The 19474-nt window shown below is 44.7% G+C and carries 12 protein-coding genes; 10 read left to right on the top strand and 2 right to left on the bottom strand.

From position 1 onward, the window contains the following. The first annotated feature begins 14 nt into the window (after positions 1-14). From B7P33_RS19030 to B7P33_RS19050, 5 genes are all read left to right on the top strand, one after another. The gene (locus B7P33_RS19030; protein ID WP_097443830.1) at positions 15-1727 is read left to right on the top strand and encodes a phospho-sugar mutase; all 1713 of its coding nucleotides are present in this window, start codon (positions 15-17) and stop codon (positions 1725-1727) included. Continuing rightward, positions 1727-3556 carry an ABC transporter ATP-binding protein gene (locus B7P33_RS19035; RefSeq protein WP_097443831.1) on the top strand — a complete coding sequence of 610 codons (1830 nt, stop codon included), beginning with the start codon at positions 1727-1729 and terminating at the stop codon, positions 3554-3556. The genes B7P33_RS19030 and B7P33_RS19035 overlap by 1 nt, the downstream gene beginning before the upstream one ends. A 116-nt stretch (positions 3557-3672) precedes the next feature. Continuing rightward, complete coding sequence (locus B7P33_RS19040) at positions 3673-4224, top strand: RNA polymerase sigma factor (RefSeq protein ID WP_097443832.1); 552 nt, start codon at positions 3673-3675, stop codon at positions 4222-4224. Further along, positions 4221-4766, top strand: coding sequence for a hypothetical protein (locus B7P33_RS19045; protein ID WP_097443833.1), 546 nt, complete (start codon positions 4221-4223; stop codon positions 4764-4766). The genes B7P33_RS19040 and B7P33_RS19045 overlap by 4 nt, the downstream gene beginning before the upstream one ends. Before the next feature lie 4 nt (positions 4767-4770). Continuing rightward, entirely contained in the window at positions 4771-5250 is a 480-nt protein-coding gene (locus B7P33_RS19050; RefSeq protein WP_097443834.1) for a hypothetical protein, read from the top strand. Here B7P33_RS19050 and B7P33_RS19055 read toward each other — a convergent pair. Further along, positions 5237-6265, bottom strand: coding sequence for a WD40/YVTN/BNR-like repeat-containing protein (locus B7P33_RS19055; RefSeq protein ID WP_097443835.1), 1029 nt, complete (start codon positions 6263-6265; stop codon positions 5237-5239). The genes B7P33_RS19050 and B7P33_RS19055 overlap by 14 nt on opposite strands. A 112-nt stretch (positions 6266-6377) precedes the next feature. On the opposite strand from B7P33_RS19055, the gene B7P33_RS19060 reads away from it, so the two are divergent. Then, a complete protein-coding gene (locus B7P33_RS19060; protein WP_097443836.1) occupies positions 6378-7592 on the top strand; it encodes an RsmB/NOP family class I SAM-dependent RNA methyltransferase in 1215 nt (404 codons plus the stop codon). A 391-nt stretch (positions 7593-7983) separates the two neighbouring features. Here the strand turns inward: B7P33_RS19060 and B7P33_RS19065 are convergent, their stop codons facing one another. Further along, positions 7984-10431, bottom strand: coding sequence for an arylsulfatase (locus B7P33_RS19065; protein ID WP_216359403.1), 2448 nt, complete (start codon positions 10429-10431; stop codon positions 7984-7986). A 285-nt stretch (positions 10432-10716) separates the two neighbouring features. Here B7P33_RS19065 and purL point away from each other — a divergent pair, with 285 nt between their 5' ends. The 4 genes from purL (at position 10717) to B7P33_RS19085 (ending at position 19446) form a co-directional block, all read left to right on the top strand. Continuing rightward, positions 10717-14382 carry a phosphoribosylformylglycinamidine synthase gene (gene purL, locus B7P33_RS19070; protein ID WP_097443837.1) on the top strand — a complete coding sequence of 1222 codons (3666 nt, stop codon included), beginning with the start codon at positions 10717-10719 and terminating at the stop codon, positions 14380-14382. Between the two features lie 184 nt (positions 14383-14566). Further along, complete coding sequence (locus B7P33_RS19075; RefSeq protein ID WP_097443838.1) at positions 14567-16339, top strand: AMP-dependent synthetase/ligase; 1773 nt, start codon at positions 14567-14569, stop codon at positions 16337-16339. 240 nt (positions 16340-16579) lie between these two features. Then, on the top strand, positions 16580-17041 hold the full coding sequence (locus tag B7P33_RS19080; protein ID WP_097443839.1) for a MarR family winged helix-turn-helix transcriptional regulator: 462 nt from the start codon (positions 16580-16582) through the stop codon (positions 17039-17041). After that, entirely contained in the window at positions 17041-19446 is a 2406-nt protein-coding gene (locus tag B7P33_RS19085; protein ID WP_097443840.1) for a 3-hydroxyacyl-CoA dehydrogenase/enoyl-CoA hydratase family protein, read from the top strand. Before B7P33_RS19080 ends, B7P33_RS19085 begins: the two co-directional genes overlap by 1 nt. Positions 19447-19474: the final 28 nt, after the last annotated feature.

A 19474-nucleotide genomic window follows, 5' to 3' on the forward strand; every position in this document is an offset into this window, starting at 1 on the left:
ATAAATCAGCACAAATGAACAATACGATCCTAGACAATGCCAAACGTTGGCTTTCCGATACTTTTGACACTCAAACCCAGCAAGAAATACAAAATCTGATCCAAAACGACCCCAAGGAACTCGAGGATCGTTTTTATCAAGACCTGGCCTTCGGTACCGGTGGTATGCGAGGGGTTATGGGCGTGGGCACCAACAGGATCAACAAATACACTTTGGGCAAAAACACCCAAGGATTGAGTAACTACCTAAAAAAGGTGTACCCCAACGAAGCCCTTAAGGTCGTAATCGCTTACGATTGTAGGCACAACAGCGATACCTTGGCCCAAACGGTTGCCGAGGTGTTTTCGGCCAATGGCATACAAGTGTACCTTTTCGAAGAATTGCGTACCACACCAGAACTTTCCTTCTCGGTACGTCATCTCGATTGTCATGTTGGTATTGTTTTGACGGCTTCACACAATCCGCCTGAATATAATGGTTATAAAGTGTATTGGACCGATGGAGGTCAAATTGTACCTCCTCAAGACGGGGAAATCATCGCCGAAATCAATGCCTTGGATTTTAGTAACGTTCAATTTGAGGCCAATCCAAAGCTGATTACCAACGTCGGGAAAGAAATAGACGAGGTGTTTTTCAATGCCTCAGTCGCCAATGGTGATTTTAAAGCGGCAGGCAAAGAAGATTTTCATATCGTATTCACCTCTTTGCATGGTACTTCGATCACGGCCATTCCGGAAGTACTGAAGCGTGCCGGATACACCAAGGTCACTATAATCGAGGAACAAGCTGTTCCCAATGGTGATTTTCCCACGGTGCAGTCGCCCAACCCCGAAGAACCCGAAGCCTTGACCCTGGCCCTTAAAAAAGCCGATGAAGTAGGTGCCGATATGGTAGTAGGTACCGATCCCGACTCTGACCGATTGGGTATAGCCGTTCGTGACCAACATGGAAAAATGGTATTGCTGAACGGCAACCAAACCATGCTGCTTATGACCAAGTTCCTGCTCGATCAGAGAAAGGCCAAAGGCTTTAAAGGGAATGAGTTTATCGCCTCCACCATAGTTTCTACCCCAATGATGCAAACTATGGCCGATGCCTATGGTGTGGAATGCAAGGTTTCTTTGACCGGTTTTAAATGGATAGCGAAAATGATCAAGGATTTCCCAGAGCAGGATTTCGTTGGAGGTGGCGAAGAGAGTTTTGGCTTTATGGTCGGTGACTTCGTTCGCGATAAAGATGCCGTTACCTCTACCCTACTCGCCTGTGAGATCGGGGCTGCGGCCAAAGCACGGGGAAGTTCATTCTACCAAGATTTGCTGGAATGTTACACCCAATTTGGCCACTACCAAGAGAAACTGATCTCCATCACCAAAAAAGGTATGGATGGCGCCCAGGCCATTAAAGATATGATGGCCAACTTTAGGAGCAACCCGATCGATAGTTTGGACGGCGTTCCCGTGGTACGCGTAGAAGACTATAGTACGGGCATAGCCACTAATCTGCTTGATGGTCGTTCTGAAAAAATGGATATCCCAGCGTCGAATGTTTTGATATTCATCGCCGAAGATGGTACCCGAATGGCAGCCAGACCCAGTGGTACCGAACCGAAAATAAAATTCTATTTTAGTACGAATGCTACTTTAAGCCATACGGCCGATTACGATAATGCCAAAGACCAACTCCACCAAAAAATTGACAGAATCATAGCCAGTTTGAACCTTTCTTAATGGAGTATTTTAAAAAAATAATCCGGTATGCCCTACCGTATAAAAAATATGGGGTACTTAATATTGTATTCAATGTTTTGTACGCACTTTTCTCGACGCTGTCGTTTTTGGTGCTAATGCCTTTGCTGGAGGTTATTTTTAAACCAAATAGCGAACCGGTAACCAGTGCACCAAAATTCGAAGGTATAACCAAACTTATAGATTACTTTAAAGATTATATGTCTTTTTATGTAGGTGAAGTGGCCGGCGATGATAAGAGCAAGGCCCTAATGATGGTCGTAGCCCTGGTAATAACCACCTTTTTGCTCAAGAACCTGTTCAATTATCTGGCCATGTTCTTTATCACCTTTTTACGGAATGGGGTATTGAAGGATATTCGGGACGACTTGTACAAAAAGACCTTGGAGCTGCCTATTTCCTATTTTTCAGAAAAAAGGAAAGGCGACATTATGGCCCGTATTGGCACCGATGTACTGGAAATACAACATTCTTTCCTGTCTATTTTAGAAATGTTGGTCCGCGAGCCGTTGACCATCATTTTTACCATCGTGGCCATGTTGCTAATCAGCCCTAAACTTACGCTTTTCGTGTTCGTCTTTATTCCCATTTCGGGTTATATCATTTCTTTGATTGGGAAGAGCCTAAAACGACAATCGGATAGTGTACAACAAGAACAGGGCTATTTTTTGTCACTGATAGAAGAAACTTTGGGTGGATTAAAAGTGATTAAAGCTTTTAATGGCGAAAAAGGGTTCAATAGTAAATTCCAAAAATCGACCAAACGTTTTTACAACTATTCGAACAGTTTGCTTAACCGTACTAATCTGGCCAGTCCGACCTCGGAGTTTTTAGGTATTGGCGTCATCGCAGTGCTTTTATGGTACGGAGGTAGATTGGTGTTGGTAGACCAAAGCCTCGATGGTGAGGACTTTATTGCCTATATGGGGCTTGCCTATAACATACTTACCCCGGCCAAAGCCATTTCCAAAGCTAGTTATGGGGTTAAAAAAGGAAACGCGGCAGCCGAAAGGGTACTAGAGATTATAGAAACCGAAAACCCATTGGCCGATAAACCGAATGCAGAGACCATCTCTGATTTTAACGAAGAGATCGTTTTTGACAATATCTCTTTTGCATATGGCGATGATTATGTGCTGGAGGACTTTAACCTAAAGGTACCCAAAGGTCAATCCGTTGCCTTGGTAGGCCAGTCCGGTAGCGGTAAGAGTACCTTGGCCAATTTATCCAGTAGGTTTTACGATGTTAATATGGGCGCCATTACCATTGACGGCAAGGATATCAAAGATCTGACCAAAGACTCCGTTCGCAGCCTAATGGGGTTGGTTACGCAAGACTCCATACTTTTTAATGATACCGTGGCCCGAAATATTGCCTTGGGTAATCCGGAAGCGGATCAAGCGGCTATTGAAGCTGCGGCAAAAGTTGCCAATGCCCATGAATTCATCTGTGATTTACCTAATGGTTATGAGACCAATATCGGTGATGGTGGTGGTAAATTAAGTGGCGGACAAAAACAACGGGTCTCCATAGCTAGGGCCGTACTAAAGAATCCGCCTATCATGATTTTAGATGAGGCTACTTCTGCCCTCGATACCGAGAGCGAACGTTTGGTACAACAAGCTTTAGAAAACATGATGAAAAACCGCACTTCCTTGGTTATCGCACACCGCTTGTCTACCATTCAAAAAGCCGATAATATCGTGGTTATGGAAAAAGGAAAGATCGTGGAACAAGGTACCCATCAAGAATTATTGGCCAAAAACGGGGTTTATAAAAAACTGGTGGATATGCAATCTTTCGAAAGCTGATTAAACGTTTAAATTCTGTTTCGGAATCATAAACTAGGGAATAACCTTAAATCGACATTTAACTTCCGATTAAACCTTTTTGTTACCTTGTTGTCATAGATACAAAACCGATACGTTTGACAGCAGAAGAACGATTATTGGATAGACTTCAAGACCCCGAGACCCTTCACCAAGGTTTCGGGGAGTTGGTCAACGAATATAAGGAGCGCCTCTATTGGCACATCCGTAGGATTGTATTGAACCATGCCGACGCCGATGATGTGCTGCAGAACACCTTTGTTAAGATCTATAGAAACCTACATGGGTTTAAAGGGGAAAGCAAATTGTATTCTTGGATGTACCGGATCGCTACCAATGAAGCCCTGAGTTTCTTAAAAAGCAAATCGAGACGCTTGGGCGTAACCGAAGGTAGTTATACCGAAATGATGGCCGAAAAATTGGAATCGGACGTATATTTCGACGGAGACGACATAGCGCTGCAATTGCAGAAAGCTTTGGCCCTGTTACCCGAAAAGCAACGTTTGGTTTTTAATATGAAGTATTTCGAAGACATGAAATACCATGACATTTCAGAGGTTTTAGGTACCTCGGTCGGGGCTTTGAAGGCTTCATACCATTTGGCTGTAAAAAAACTGGAAAAATATTTAACCCATGGCGATGTCTTATGAGAAAAAAAGATGCACATAAAAATCCGTTTCAGGTGCCGTCCGGTTATTTCGATAATCTAGAGGCCCGCATAGAAAAGCAGCTAAACAATGCCCCTACATTTGGCAAATCTGATGGTTTTGGGGTTCCTAATGACTATTTTGACGGCCTGGAAAAGAAAGTGTTGGCCCAGGTATTACCCAATACCAAAAACGAATCTAAGCTCAGGCCCCTATATTATGCGTTAAGCGCTGCCGCTGCCCTGGCATTGTTATTGCTCTCTAGCCAATTGTTCAATTCGGCAAACGAGATTGATTATACCGATTTGGCCTTTTCAGACTATGAAACCTATTGGAACGAAAACCCAATTGGTATCGAATTAGATGAGTTCGACGACTATTTAACATTAGACGATACCGAATTAGATGCGTTGTATACCAATGATCTTGACCATAGCATAATTTTAGAGTATTTGGAAGAAAACACCAATGGATTTGAAGTACTGGAGGCTTCGGAGAACTTTAGCGAGCAACCTTTTAATTCCGATCACAACTTAGAACAATAAAGACATGAAAACATACCTCACCTTATTTTTTGGTCTATTCATGGCATTTATCACGACTTCCACCTATGCCCAACAAAGACCTGATAGAGAAAAAATAAAAGCACTGAAAATCGCCCACCTGAACGATAGACTGGAGTTATCAACCGAAGAGGCCAAAGCGTTTTGGCCCGTGTACGACTCCTTCGAGAAGAAGGTTCGCGAAATACGCCGCACCCAATTTCAAAGCTATCGCAAGAAAGTCAAGAATTCTGAGAACACCACAGATGCCGAAGCTGAAGAACTATTCGATAAACTGATGCAATTGGAAACCAACCGCATCGATCAGCTAAAAAAGTATTTTGCCGAGTTCAGCGCTATCCTCGGTGCCAAAAGAGCTTTGATCGTTTTACATTCCGAAGAGGAATTCAAACGAAAATTGCTACGTGAATATGGTAGGATGCAGCACAAGAGACAGGCACCAAAAGAAAAGCCTAACGAAAAATAAGTTTCGAGATGCGCCCCTTACCCGCGGCATAGGCTGTGGAGTCGTTTATAAAACGTAAGGTGTAAAAAGGTTCATCGGATATTTTTTCCCAGTCCACTCCGCCAGTATTGGAAACGGAAATACCGGTAAATCCAAGTGCTACCAACTGGGTCCCATTCGAATTGGGTACAAACTGTACGCAGCTTTTATAGTTGGGTTCCGCCCCGTTGGCCAAAAGTTGCCAACTTTCCCCTCCATCTTTCGTAATGGCCAAATTTGAGCTTTTGTTTTCTGGATCCAAATAATCGCCTCCTATAGCCATGCCCAATTTGTCATCGTAAAAATCAAGAGAGTAAATACCTTGGGTTTCTTTTTCTTTTACGATTGGGGTCTGCACACTGCTCCAGCTACGTCCTATGTCATGGGTTACCAAAACCCGTGAAGTTGTTGTGGCTACCCATGCCGATTGGCCTTGTATGGCAATATTGGTATCACTGGCAGCAAAAGCCCCTTCTTCAGCAATACCTTCCGGCAAAACTTTACAATCCTGTTTCACCCAAGTTTTTCCTCCATCCCTGGTAATGATAACCGACAAACAGCCATCTACCGTATCGCCAATGGCCAAGCCTTCTAGGTCGTTCCAAAAGGCCATACTATCGTAAAACACCCCTTCGCCTTCTTCTTGGTAGACTAACTCCATTTTTCCATTATCCCCCGTTTTATACAATAATGCCGGGTTAGCGATCGACAACATAAAAAAATCGGTACTTGTGGCGGCTACCGCCCTAAAGCTTGGCCGTATTCCCTCGTGCTCCATAACATTTGAACGAACCTGGTGCCCCGGAACGGACAAAGTACCGAACACCCCATTATTGGCCGCAAAAGCGATGGCCCCGGGCATAGATTGGATGGCTCGGATACTTAAGGAATCATCTTCAAAAACCGTGTCAACCTTAACTTGGGTAATCGGCTTGGGTTTTGGCGATTCCTCACAACCAAAAACAAATAAAAATACAAGTGGAATTAGATAACGCATGCTGGAGTTTTTCCCAAAAGTAACCTTTCTCAACAACCTGAGATTAGCATTTATTCATGAAAAGGGCAATCTCCAAAGGAAACACGTACCTTTGCCCTCTTAATTTTTGGCCATGAGGTTACATAGAAACTTGGTTTTTGCCGTAGTAGACGCTTTAAACTTGATTTTCAACGAAGGGGAATATGCCGATAAGGTAATCCGTAAAGTATTGAAATTCGACAAACGCTGGGGCGTTCGTGATCGCGGGTTCATTGCTGAGACTACCTACGAAATCGTACGTTGGAAGCGATTGTACACGACCATTGCCGAGGTCAAGGAACCCTACACCCGTGCCGACCTGTTCCGTGTTTTTGCGGTTTGGGCCACTTTACGGGGTATACAAATACCCGATTGGAAGCAGTTTGAAAAAACCCCAACTCGAAAAATCAAAGGGCGTTTCGATGAGCTTTCCAAAATCAGAAAGTACCGGGAATCGGTACCCGATTGGATTGATGAATTGGGAGCAAATGCTTTAGGGGAATCGTTTTGGGACAAAGAACTGGCCGCACTCAATGAGACGGCCCCCGTGGTATTACGGGTAAACACCTTGAAAACAGGAAAGCAAACACTACTAAAGGCACTTGCCGAGCAAGAAATCCATGCCTATGGCAACAAGGCCTATCCGGATGCCTTAATCTTAAAAGAACGTGCCGACGTATTTAAAACCGAAGCTTTTAAGAAGGGCTGGTTCGAAGTACAGGATGCCTCCTCGCAATTGGTAGCCCCATTTTTAGATGTAAAACCTGGGCAACGGGTGGTAGATGCCTGTGCCGGGGCCGGTGGCAAATCGTTGCACTTGGCCGCGCTAATGCAGAATAAGGGGCAACTGATCAGTTTGGACATACATGCACACAAACTACAAGAGTTGAAGCAACGTGCCAAGCGTAATGGCGCGCACAATGTGGAAACCCGTCCCATTGAAAGCAACAAGGTCATTAAAAAACTTTACGGTAAAGCGGATCGCTTACTGTTGGACGCCCCCTGCTCAGGACTAGGGGTTATCCGGCGTAATCCGGACTCCAAATGGAAACTCGATGCCGCCTTTTTAGATCGGGTAATGCAGACCCAACAAAAAATATTGCAACAATACTCTAAAATTATCAAGCCTAATGGTAAAATGGTGTACGCCACCTGTTCTATACTTCCGCAAGAAAACAGACAACAGGTAGATACCTTTTTAGCCTCAGAGGCCGGTGACGGTTTCGAGTTCGTAAATGAACAGAAAGTGTTCGCCTCTAAAAGTGGTTTCGACGGCTTTTATATGGCTTTGTTAGAGAAGAAAGGCTAAACGGTATTAGATCATAGTCATCCGAAACTTGATGGCTTCAGACGAAAAGAGCAAAGAATATAGAAAAGAGACGCCTAATTTCAGATTATTGCATTTTTGTTGTTCCGTAACCGAACCGAAACTGTAGTAGTTATCTTTTTAATTTGATAGCGTGTATTTATAGAAGACCAAAGCGTAAGTCTTTGAATATCAAAAAGCCTATTTTCAAAATTCTACCCGTTCCACGAGTCAGGGCTAGGGCAGCAAAGCGTCCCGTCCCGATAGCTGTACGGGAACAATCGGGATATCATTTAACTTTCGGACACTTATGGTATCAGATATAAAAAAACCGTCTTGACAGCAAATCAAGACGGTTTCGTAACTATGTTGAAGTTGGATTATTTCAATTAAACTATTGGGTCATCATTACCCTTTTAGCTTCAAGCTCCAAATCGTGGTAAGGCGTACCTTCTACGGTAACCCCCACAAATTGGATGATTCCGCCTTCGAACTCCCCTGGCGACTGGTACAATTCACTAACCGCATCGCCACTATCGTAACCTACACATAGGCCATCTCCCGAAAGGGTAAACTTGGCCGGCTGGGTCTTCATAGGGCCTTCGGCAACCACATCGTCATTAATGTAGAGTTTCATACTTCCCATAGACTCGCCATATTCCCCGGCGCTTTCACGGGTAAACTCCATACCCAAAGTATATTTACCCGGTTTTAGGGTTTGATTGGAAATGAAGGTCTGCTCGGGTTTTATACCCAAGAAATTGTAGACATAGTGCAATTTCTTGTCCTTGATGAACAGACTATGCCCGCCAAAACGGGAACCATGGGCAAAAATAACCCCGGAAGCATTGGCCTCGGTAATCTCTACATTGGCCAAAATTTTAAAGTTGCGTCCACGCACATTAACAGCTACACCTTCCGGAACCGGAGCGGTCTTCGGATAATAAATATATCGGTCACGTGCCGCTTCTTGAGAAGGTCTTTCAGTTCCCAAAATCTCGGCAGCGCTCCTGTCATCCAAAGGTAAAACCTTATTGATTTCGGCTTGCTCGAACCAGGCATCAATCAATTCTTGCAACTTTTCAGGGTTCTCAGCTGCCAGGTTTTTAGACTCAGAGCGATCTTCATCTACATGATACAACTCCCAAACATCCTTATCGAAATTACCTTTTCCACTTAAGGGTGAGTGAACGGCTGCAGCTTTCCAACCGTCTTTCCAGATACCACGGGTACCCAACATAGAGAAGTACTGTATTTTCTTCTCGGTTTGTCCATCAGGTGCCGCATCAAAGCTATATTTCATAGAAACCCCGGAAAGCGGGTATTGCTTAACCCCATTGTAAACCTCAGGCATTTCAACACCACAGGCTTCCAATAAAGTAGGTACGATATCAACAGAGTGGTGGTACTGGTGACGTAACTCTCCCCTAGCCTTGATTCCTTTTGGCCAAGAAATAACCAACGGATCATTGGTACCACCGGCATATTGCGAATACCTTTTGAACATTTTAAAAGGTGCCGAAAAGGCAGCGGCCCATCCGGTTGGGAAGTGATTGTAAGTATCTGGCCCACCCAAAACATCGATATACTTTAGGTTTTCGGCTAAATCATCGGGGTAACCATTAAAGAATTTGTTCTCATTCACCGATCCGTTCGGGCTTCCTTCTCCAGAGGCCCCATTATCGGCAGCATACAATACGATGGTATTCTCTAATTGTCCGCTTTCCTCTAAATAATCGATGATACGACCAATCTGAACATCGGTATATTCAGAGAAACCGGCATACACCTCGGCCATACGGGCAAATAGACGTTTTTCGTCGGCATTCAACTCTTCCCACGGACGTACATAATCGGCTGGATTGGCCATATCTTCTGGCAATGGGTTAAAGGCAGCCATTTCGGTGTCTTGCGGAATAATCCCTTTTTCTTTCATTCGACCTACTACCCAATCGCGGTAGGCGTCGTAACCATCGTCAAATTTACCTTTGTATTTGTCGGCATATTCTTTTGGCGAGTGGTGTGGCGCATGGTTGGCGCCCGGGTTAAACCACATATACCAAGGTTTGGAAGGGTTGGTAGCCTGTTGGTTACGCAACATTTCCAAAGCTTTATCGGCCAAATCCTTAGATAGGTGATAACCTTCTTCCGGGGTGGCCGGTGCTTCTATAAAGTGGTTGTCTTCCACTAGATCGGGATACCAGTTGTTGGTCTCGCCGCCTAAGAACCCATAGAAACGATCGAAACCGATCTGGGTCGGCCATTCCGTCCTACTTCCACCGGAAGCCACATCCTGCTCAGGAACGTTATGGTTTTTACCAATCCAAAAGGTACTCCAACCGTTCTCCCTAAGAATCTGCGCAAAAGGTGCAGCTTGATCAGGTACACGACCATTGGAACCTGGGTACCCATCTGCCGTTTCGGTAATGGAAGCCATTCCATTTAAATGATGGTTACGACCTGTTAAAATCGTAGATCGGGTAGGCGAACATAAGGCCGTGGTATGCCATTGGGTATAGGTTAGCCCGTTGGCAGCCAAACGATCTAGGGTAGGCATGTTGATGGCTCCCCCGTAAGGAGACCAGGCACCAAGCCCGGTGTCGTCGTAAAGAATGAATAAGATGTTGGGGGCGTCTTCCGGAGCGCTTTTGGGAATATAGGCCGACCAATCGGACTCCGAATCCCGGATATCCAAACTGATCTTTCCTTTAAACCCATCCTCCGCTGTGGTTGTTGGTTCTTGACTTCCTCCTGTTTCCTTACAGCTTTGTAGGGAAACAGAAAACAAAGCAAGTGTTAGCATTCCGATCCAATAGATCGGCGCCATCTTAATTTTCCTCATAGGTGAATAAATTAGGTTGTTTAGTAGTTTGTAGATGTTTCAAAACATCGATTACTGGTTATAATAAATCTAAATTATTGAAAAGTAAGGTAATTATCACAAAAAAATCAAATAATTCCTGATTAATAACTCTATGATAAACTTGGTTTTTCAACAATTTACGCCTGATTCTGTTGATTAATCAACTATGCCATTCAAACGGAAAGATCTAAATTTGCCTTTTTAATTCTTTGTCCGTACACATGCTCGGACATTTAATCTCGTTATTGAGTAAAATCCGTATCCATGATCCATTTTTTTGGTGATATCAAGAAAAAAGTATTCGCCGTTCAGGCACCTGGCAAATTGGCCCAGGAAGATTCGGCAAAACTAAGCTGGCTTTTTGGGCAGCAACCTTATCTAGATACGGCGTCATTGGACGCCTTTTTTGTTGGGCCACGGGCCGCCATGGTTACCCCATGGAGTACCAACGCCACCGAAATAACCCAAAACATGGGCATCTCGGGCCTTGTACGAATCGAAGAATTTGTAGCCAGTGATGCAGATGACGCGGATTTTGACCCTATGCTTTCTCAGAAATTCGACGGCTTGGGACAAAACCTCTTCGATATTGACATTGAACCCGAACCGGTTTTGGATATTGAAGATATTAGAGCCTACAATACCCAAGAAGGATTGGCCCTTAGTGAAGAGGAAATTGAATATCTTGAAGGTGTATCCCAAAAAATCGGTAGACCCCTTACCGATTGTGAGGTCTTTGGTTTTAGCCAAGTAAATTCGGAACATTGCCGACACAAGATTTTTAACGGCACCTTTGTTATCGATGGGGAGGAAATGCCGTCCTCTTTGTTCAAATTGATCAAAAAGACCAGTGAGACCCACCCCAACGATATCGTATCGGCCTATAAAGACAATGTAGCCTTTGTTAAAGGACCTAAAGCGGTGCAGTTTGCCCCGAAACGTGCCGATGTACCTGACTATTATGAAGAAACCGAGTTCGATTCGGTACTCTCGCTAAAGGCTGAAACCCACAATTTTCCTACTACGGTAGAGCCTTTTAATGGGGCTGCTACTGGTTCGGGTGGCGAGATCCGTGACCGATTGGCCGGTGGTAAAGGTAGTCTTCCCTTGGCCGGTACCGCGTTGTATATGACCTCCTATTCCCGATTAGAGGCCGAACGCCCTTGGGAAAAGGCTATGGACGAGCGCGATTGGCTCTACCAAACCCCAATGGATATTTTGATCAAAGCCTCTAACGGAGCCTCTGATTTCGGAAACAAATTCGGGCAACCGCTTATCTGTGGATCTTTACTGACCTTTGAACATAACGAAGGCACCCGTAAACTAGGCTTCGACAAAGTTATTATGCAAGCCGGGGGAATCGGTTATGGCAAACAGGAGCAAGCTTTAAAAGACACCCCTCAAAAAGACGATAAAATCGTGATTCTTGGGGGCGACAACTATAGGATTGGTATGGGTGGTGCCGCCGTATCGAGTGCCGATACCGGTGCTTTTGGCTCGGCCATTGAACTTAACGCCGTACAACGTTCCAATCCCGAAATGCAAAAACGTGCGGCCAATGCCATACGTGGCTTGGTAGAATCTGAAGTGAACCCCATTGTTTCGATTCATGATCATGGTGCGGGCGGTCATTTGAATTGCCTTTCTGAATTGGTTGAGGAAACCGGTGGAAAGATCGAGATCGACAAACTCCCCATTGGCGACCCTACCCTATCGGATAAAGAAATAATCGGTAACGAGTCACAAGAACGAATGGGCTTGGTTATCGGAGACCAACATTTGGACACCTTGACCAAAATCGCTGAACGCGAACGCTCGCCTATTTATGAGGTTGGCCAAGTGACCGGAGACGACCGTTTTTCGTTCGAATCCTCCTCGAGAGGTTCCAAACCTATGGATTTGGCCCTAGACGACATGTTTGGTAGTTCTCCCAAAACCATAATGACCGATACCACCCAAAAGGTGGATTTTGCCCCGTTATCGTACGACTTAGGTTCCTTTCACGATTACTTAGAACAATTGCTACAACTAGAAGCCGTGGCTTGTAAAGACTGGCTTACCAACAAAGTGGACCGCTGTGTGGGCGGTCGAGTAGCCAAACAGCAATGCGCCGGACCACTGCAATTGCCTTTGAACAATGTTGGGGTTATGGCCCTCGATTTTAAAGGAAAACACGGTATTGCCACCAGTATGGGGCATGCCCCGGTTTCCGGACTTATCGATCCCGTGGCCGGAAGTCGTAATAGTATTGCCGAGGCTCTGACCAATATCGTATGGGCACCTTTGGAAAAACAATTGGCTTCGGTTTCGCTTTCCGCCAACTGGATGTGGCCCTGCAACAACACCGGCGAAGACGCCCGTTTATACAAAGCGGTAGAAGCCGTTTCGGAGTTCGCGATTGCCCTTGGTATTAACGTACCTACCGGAAAGGATTCGCTTTCCATGAAGCAAAAGTATCCGAACGATGAAGTGATTGCGCCGGGAACCGTGGTTATTTCGGCAGCCGGGCATTGTAACGACATCAACAAAGTAGTAGAGCCCGTTTTGCAAAAAGGCAATTACCCCTTGTACTATATCAACCTTTCGAAAGACAACCATAAACTTGGAGGTTCTTCTTTTGCCCAAATTCGTAACGGAATAGGTGACGAAGCACCAACGGTGACAGATGCCGCCTATTTCAAACAGGCCTTTAATTGCCTTCAAGAGCTTATCGTTGCCGACCAGATCTTGGCCGGACACGATATTGGTTCTGGCGGATTGATCACTACCCTACTGGAATTGTGTTTTGCCGATACCGGTTTAGGTGCCGATATCGATTTGAACGGTATTGGAGAACAAGACACGATTAAATTGTTGTTCTCAGAAAACATTGGTTTGGTTATCCAAGCGAAGGACGATAGTGTTGGCGAAACTTTGGCACAAGCCGGCATTGAGGCCGTGGCCATAGGTAAAGCGACCGACACACCTACCCTAAACCTTAAAAATGCCGGGGCCGAAATTGGGCTCAATATCGCTTCGCTTCGCGATACTTGGTATAGAACCTCCTACTTGCTAGACAACAAGCAGACGGCCAATGGTTTGGCTAAAGTGCGTTATGGGAATTATAAAGCACAGCCATTACAATTTACCTTCCTGAATGGGTTCGAAGGCCAGTTGCCTAATTTTGACAAAGCCAACCGCCCAAAGGCTGCCATTCTAAGGGAAAAAGGGAGTAATTCTGAGCGCGAGATGGCCAATGCCATGTATTTGGCCGGATTCGATGTAAAGGATGTGCATATGACCGATTTGATCAGTGGTCGTGAGACTTTGGAAGACATTCAGTTTATTGGGGCCGTAGGTGGCTTCTCAAATTCCGATGTTTTGGGATCGGCCAAAGGATGGGCCGGCGCCTTTCTGTATAACGAAAAAGCCAACAAGGCACTTAAGAACTTCTTTGCCCGACCCGATACGCTTTCCGTAGGTATCTGTAACGGTTGTCAATTGTTTATGGAGTTGGATCTGATCAACCCCGAACACGAGCAAAAGGGCCGTATGGATCATAACGACTCCCACAAACACGAAAGTAGTTTTACTTCGGTCCAAATTAAAAAGAACCATTCGGTAATGCTTTCGAATCTAGAAGGTACCACCCTTGGGGTTTGGATCTCGCATGGCGAAGGTAAATTCGTGTTACCGAATGCCAAAGACCAATATAATATTGTAGCTACTTATGGTTACGAAGGGTATCCGGCCAACCCGAACGGTAGTGATTACAATACGGCTATGTTGTGCGATGCCTCTGGACGCCACTTGGTAACCATGCCCCATATCGAACGCTCGACCTTCCCTTGGAACTGGGCCCACTACCCAGGGAACAGACAAGACGAAGTTACCCCCTGGCTTCAGGCTTTTGTAAATGCCCGGGAGTGGATTGAAAATAATGGGAAGTAATATTCTCTTTAGTTAAAATTAGACAAGGCCTTTCTAAATGAAGGGCCTTTTTGTTTTGATGTTTTTTTGTCTCGATTTGGGCCAAAACAACCTTAAAAAACGGCAATTTCCTTAAAAAAAGGGGCAAATTTTCATTTTTTCAAATGGTTTCGATTTCTTATTTTGCGAATCTTAAAATACAACGATGCAAGAAATCACCCGTCTCTTTGACTTTCCCTACTACCAACTCGAAAAATACAATCTTCAAAAAAGCTTAGTTACCAAATACAATGGGGAGTGGGTCGCCACTTCAACCCAAGAATATATAGACAAAGCCAACGCCGTTAGTAGGGCCTTACTTCGCATGGGGGTAAAACCCAACGACAAGGTAGCGGTGATTTCGATGAACAACCGTACCGAATGGTGTATCATGGATATAGGGATTCTACAGATCGGGGCGCAAAACGTACCTATCTACCCCACTATTTCAGAAGACGAGTACGAATATGTGCTAAACCATTCCGAAGCTAAATATTGTTTCGTTTCCTGTACCGAGGTATTGGGAAAGATTTTGGCGATTCAAGACCGTACACCCAAACTAAAGGATGTTTTCTCTTTTGACCAACTCGGTAATTGTCGCAATTGGCAAGAAGTATTGAACAAAGGGGCCGATACTGGCAACCAAGCCGAGGTTGAAAAACTAAAGGATGCGGTAAAACCAGAAGACTTGGCCACCTTGATCTATACTTCAGGTACCACCGGAAAGCCCAAAGGGGTAATGTTGTCGCATCAAAACATTGTAAGCAATGCCTTGGAGAGTTCGCATCGTTTACCCTTAGCCTTGGGTAACTCGTCGGCCTTAAGTTTTCTTCCCTTATGCCACGTTTACGAACGTATGCTGATATACTTATACCAGTTTTCGGGGGTAAATGTATATTTCGCGGAATCTATGGAAACGATTTCCGATAACCTAAAGGAGGTGAAACCTGAGGTGATGACCGCCGTACCCCGATTATTGGAAAAGGTATACGATAAGATTATTGCCAAGGGTATGGAGCTTAGCGGTATTAAGAAGATGCTGTTCTTTTGGGCCGTTAAGGTCGGACTCAAATACGAACCCTATGGCCAAAACGGCTGGTGGTACGAAAAGCAATTAGGCCTGGCACGCAAACTGATCTTTAGCAAATGGAAAGAAGGTTTGGGAGGGAATCTTAAATTGGTCGCTTCCGGTAGTGCAGCCTTGCAGCCACGTTTGGCCCGTATCTTCAATGCGGCCGAAATTGGGGTTATGGAAGGTTACGGACTTACCGAAACCTCCCCCGTTATCTCTGTGAACGATATGCGTAACGGTGGCTTTAGGATCGGTACCGTGGGTATCCCGATTGGGAATACTGAAGTAAAAATCGAAAAAGACGGAGAGATCTGTATCAAAGGGCCACAAGTAATGCAAGGCTATTACAAAGACCCAGAAAAAACCGCCGAGGTAATTATCGACGGGTATTTCCATACCGGTGATATAGGGGAAATCGATGCCGACGGCTTCTTAAAAATCACGGATCGTAAAAAGGAAATGTTCAAAACCTCGGGTGGTAAGTATGTGGCGCCCCAGGTATTGGAAAACCGATTTAAACAATCTATATTCATCGAACAGATTATGGTAGTAGGTGAAGGTGAAAAAATGCCTGCAGCTTTAATCCAACCCGATTTTCAACATCTACACGATTGGGCCTCTATACACCATCGCAGGTTTACTGACAATGATGACTTGGTAAAAGACCCGGTGATTATAGCCCGCTTCCAGGAAGAAGTAGACAAGGCCAATGAAAAGTTCTCTAAATGGGAAAAGGTAAAACAATTCCGTTTAACCTCAGAACCTTGGACCATTGATAGCGGTTTGGTTACCCCTACCCTAAAACTGAAACGCAAAAAAATCAAAGAAAAGTTTATTGCACTTTACAATGATATCTACGGGCATTGACATTCAATAAACAGTGACCACATGAACAAAATCAAGCCACCTTTTTAGGTGGCTTTTTTCTTTGGATTATATCATTATTTGATAATATCAAAAGGGTGGTTTTCTCCAATATTTTGTCCTTTTCTTATTTTCTAAAGGATGTAATTGAATGTGACCACTTGAATTAACAAAGATTTTACGAATATTTATTATGCATGCATAATAAATATTTCCTATATTTGGAATCCTATTGCAGATTCCATGAAAGACATTACTATAGATTATGCTTTACGGGCCACTTGGCAAGCGGTTACCAAAGTTTATAATGAAGAGGCCCGGAAATTCGATAGTACCATGGCTATGGGGTTTACCCTGTTGAGTATCGATCCCAAGACCGGTACCCCTTCAACTTCCCTTGGCCCTAAAATGGGCATGGAGGCCACTAGCCTTTCGCGTATCCTTAAAAACATGGAGAATCTTGGTTTAATCGTTCGTAAACCCAACCCAAACGATGGCCGAGGGGTATTGATTCACTTAACGCCATTCGGACTTCAAAAAAGGGAAGTATCCAAAGAAGTGGTTTTACGATTTAATGATGCGGTTAAAGAAAATGTATCCGAAGAACACCTTATGGGTTTTTTCGAGGTCATTAAAGTCATCAACAATCTGATCTCCGAAAAGAAAATATACAAAACAGAACCTTTAAATAAACAAGCCGATTGATGAACAAGCATATCAGAAAAGTAGCTGTCATTGGCTCCGGTATTATGGGAAGTGGTATTGCCTGCCATTTTGCCAATATCGGGGTAGAAGTGCTCTTATTGGATATCGTTCCACGTGAACTGACCGATAAAGAAAAGGCCAAAGGGCTTAGCCTAGAAGACAAAGTCGTACGTAACCGTTTGGTGAACGACGCCTTGGCCAAGGCCTTAAAGTCTAAACCTTCGCCTATTTACCACAAAAAATTCGCCAGCCGTATCAAAACCGGAAATTTGGAAGACGATATCGCCAAGGTATCGCAAGCCGATTGGATTATTGAAGTGGTGGTAGAACGTTTGGACATTAAGCAACAAGTGTTCGAAAAATTGGAGCAACACCGTACCCCGGGTACCTTGATTACCTCTAACACTTCGGGCATTCCGATCAAATTTATGAGTGAAGGCCGCAGCGAAGATTTTCAGAAAAACTTCTGTGGCACCCACTTCTTTAATCCGGCCCGATATCTAAAGCTGTTTGAGATTATACCAGGCCCAAAAACGGATGCTTCCGTATTGGAGATCCTAAATGGGTATGGCGAACGCTTCTTGGGCAAAACCTCTGTGGTAGCCAAAGACACCCCTGCTTTTATCGGTAACCGTATTGGTATTTTCAGCATCCAAAGCCTTTTCCATATGGTCAAGGAAATGGGTATGACGGTTGAGGAAGTCGATAAATTGAGTGGCCCCGTTATCGGGCGGCCCAAATCGGCAACTTTCCGTACGGTAGATGTTGTAGGCCTAGACACCTTGGTACATGTGGCCAATGGTTTGTACGAGCATTGTGCGCATGATGAAAGACACGAACTGTTCAAACTGCCCGATTTTATCGCCACCATGGTCGATAACAAATGGTTGGGTAGTAAGACCGGACAAGGTTTTTATAAAAAAATAAAGAACGAGAAGGGCAAGAGTGAAATCTTGAGTTTGGATCTTAGTACTATGGAGTATAGGGCCAAACAAAAAGCCAAATTCGCCACCTTAGAACTCACTAAAACGGTAGACAAGGTTATTGACCGCTTCCCTATTCTAGTGGGTGGTAAAGACAAGGCTGGTGAATTTTACCGCAAAAGTTTCGCCCAATTATTCGCCTATGTATCACACCGTATCCCCGAGATTACCAATGAGCTTTATAAGATAGACGATGCCATGAAGGCCGGGTTTGGCTGGGAGCATGGTCCTTTCCAGATATGGGATGCCATTGGTGTTCAAAAAGGTATGGACTTGATCGCTGCCGAAGGACAACAGGCGGCATCTTGGGTGCAAGAAATGCTCGATGCTGGTCACACTTCTTTTTATACCGTAAAAGAAGGTGCCACCTATTTTTATGATATTCCTGCTAAGCAGGCCACCAAGGTGCCGGGGCAAGATGCCTTTATCATTTTGGACAACATCCGTAAGAGCAAGGCGGTTTACAAAAACCCCGGTTTGGTTGTAGAAGATCTGGGCGATGGTATTTTGAATGCTGAGTTCCAGTCGAAAATGAATACCCTAGGTGGCGATGTTATTGCCGGGCTCAACAAGGCCATAGATATTGCCGAAAAAGATTTCCAAGGTTTGGTAATCGGTAACCAAGGGGCCAACTTCTCAGTTGGGGCCAATATCGGTATGATCTTTATGATGGCCGTAGAACAAGAGTACGACGAGCTGAACATGGCCATTAAAATGTTCCAAGAGACCATGATGCGCATGCGTTATTCCGATATCCCTGTTATATCGGCACCACATGGTATGACCTTTGGTGGTGGTTGTGAGCTTTCGTTACATGCCGATAAGGTAGTCGCTGCGGCCGAATCGTATATCGGATTGGTTGAATTCGGTATTGGGGTGATCCCAGGTGGTGCCGGAACCAAGGAAATGACCCTAAGGGCTTCGGACCGTTATAGAAAGAACGATGTGGAGTTGAACATACTCCAAGAGTATTTCCTCACCATTGGTATGGCCAAGGTTTCTACTTCGGCCTACGAGGCCTTTGATTTGGGAATACTTGAAAAAGGTAAAGATGTAGTGGTCGTCAACCGTGACAGACAAATCGCTACTGCCAAGGCCCATGCCAAACTCATGGCCGAAGCCGGATACACCCAAAAAGCCCGTCGTACCGATGTACGGGTGCTGGGTAAACAAGCTTTGGGTATGTTCTTGGTAGGTACCGATTCTATGGAAGCCGGAGGCTATATCTCTGAGCACGATAAGAAAATTGCCAACAAACTGGCCTATGTAATGGCCGGGGGCGATCTATCGGAACCCTCTTTGGTCAGTGAAGATTACCTTTTGGACCTAGAACGTGAAGCCTTCTTAAGCTTATGTACCGAACGCAAGACTTTAGAACGGATTCAATACATGCTTAAGAACGGAAAACCACTTAGAAACTAAGGCCCCCTATCCCCCTATGGGGGAATAA

The organism is Sediminicola luteus, assembly GCF_002514735.1.
In the GTDB taxonomy this organism is placed as follows: Bacteria; Bacteroidota; Bacteroidia; order Flavobacteriales; family Flavobacteriaceae; genus HQA918.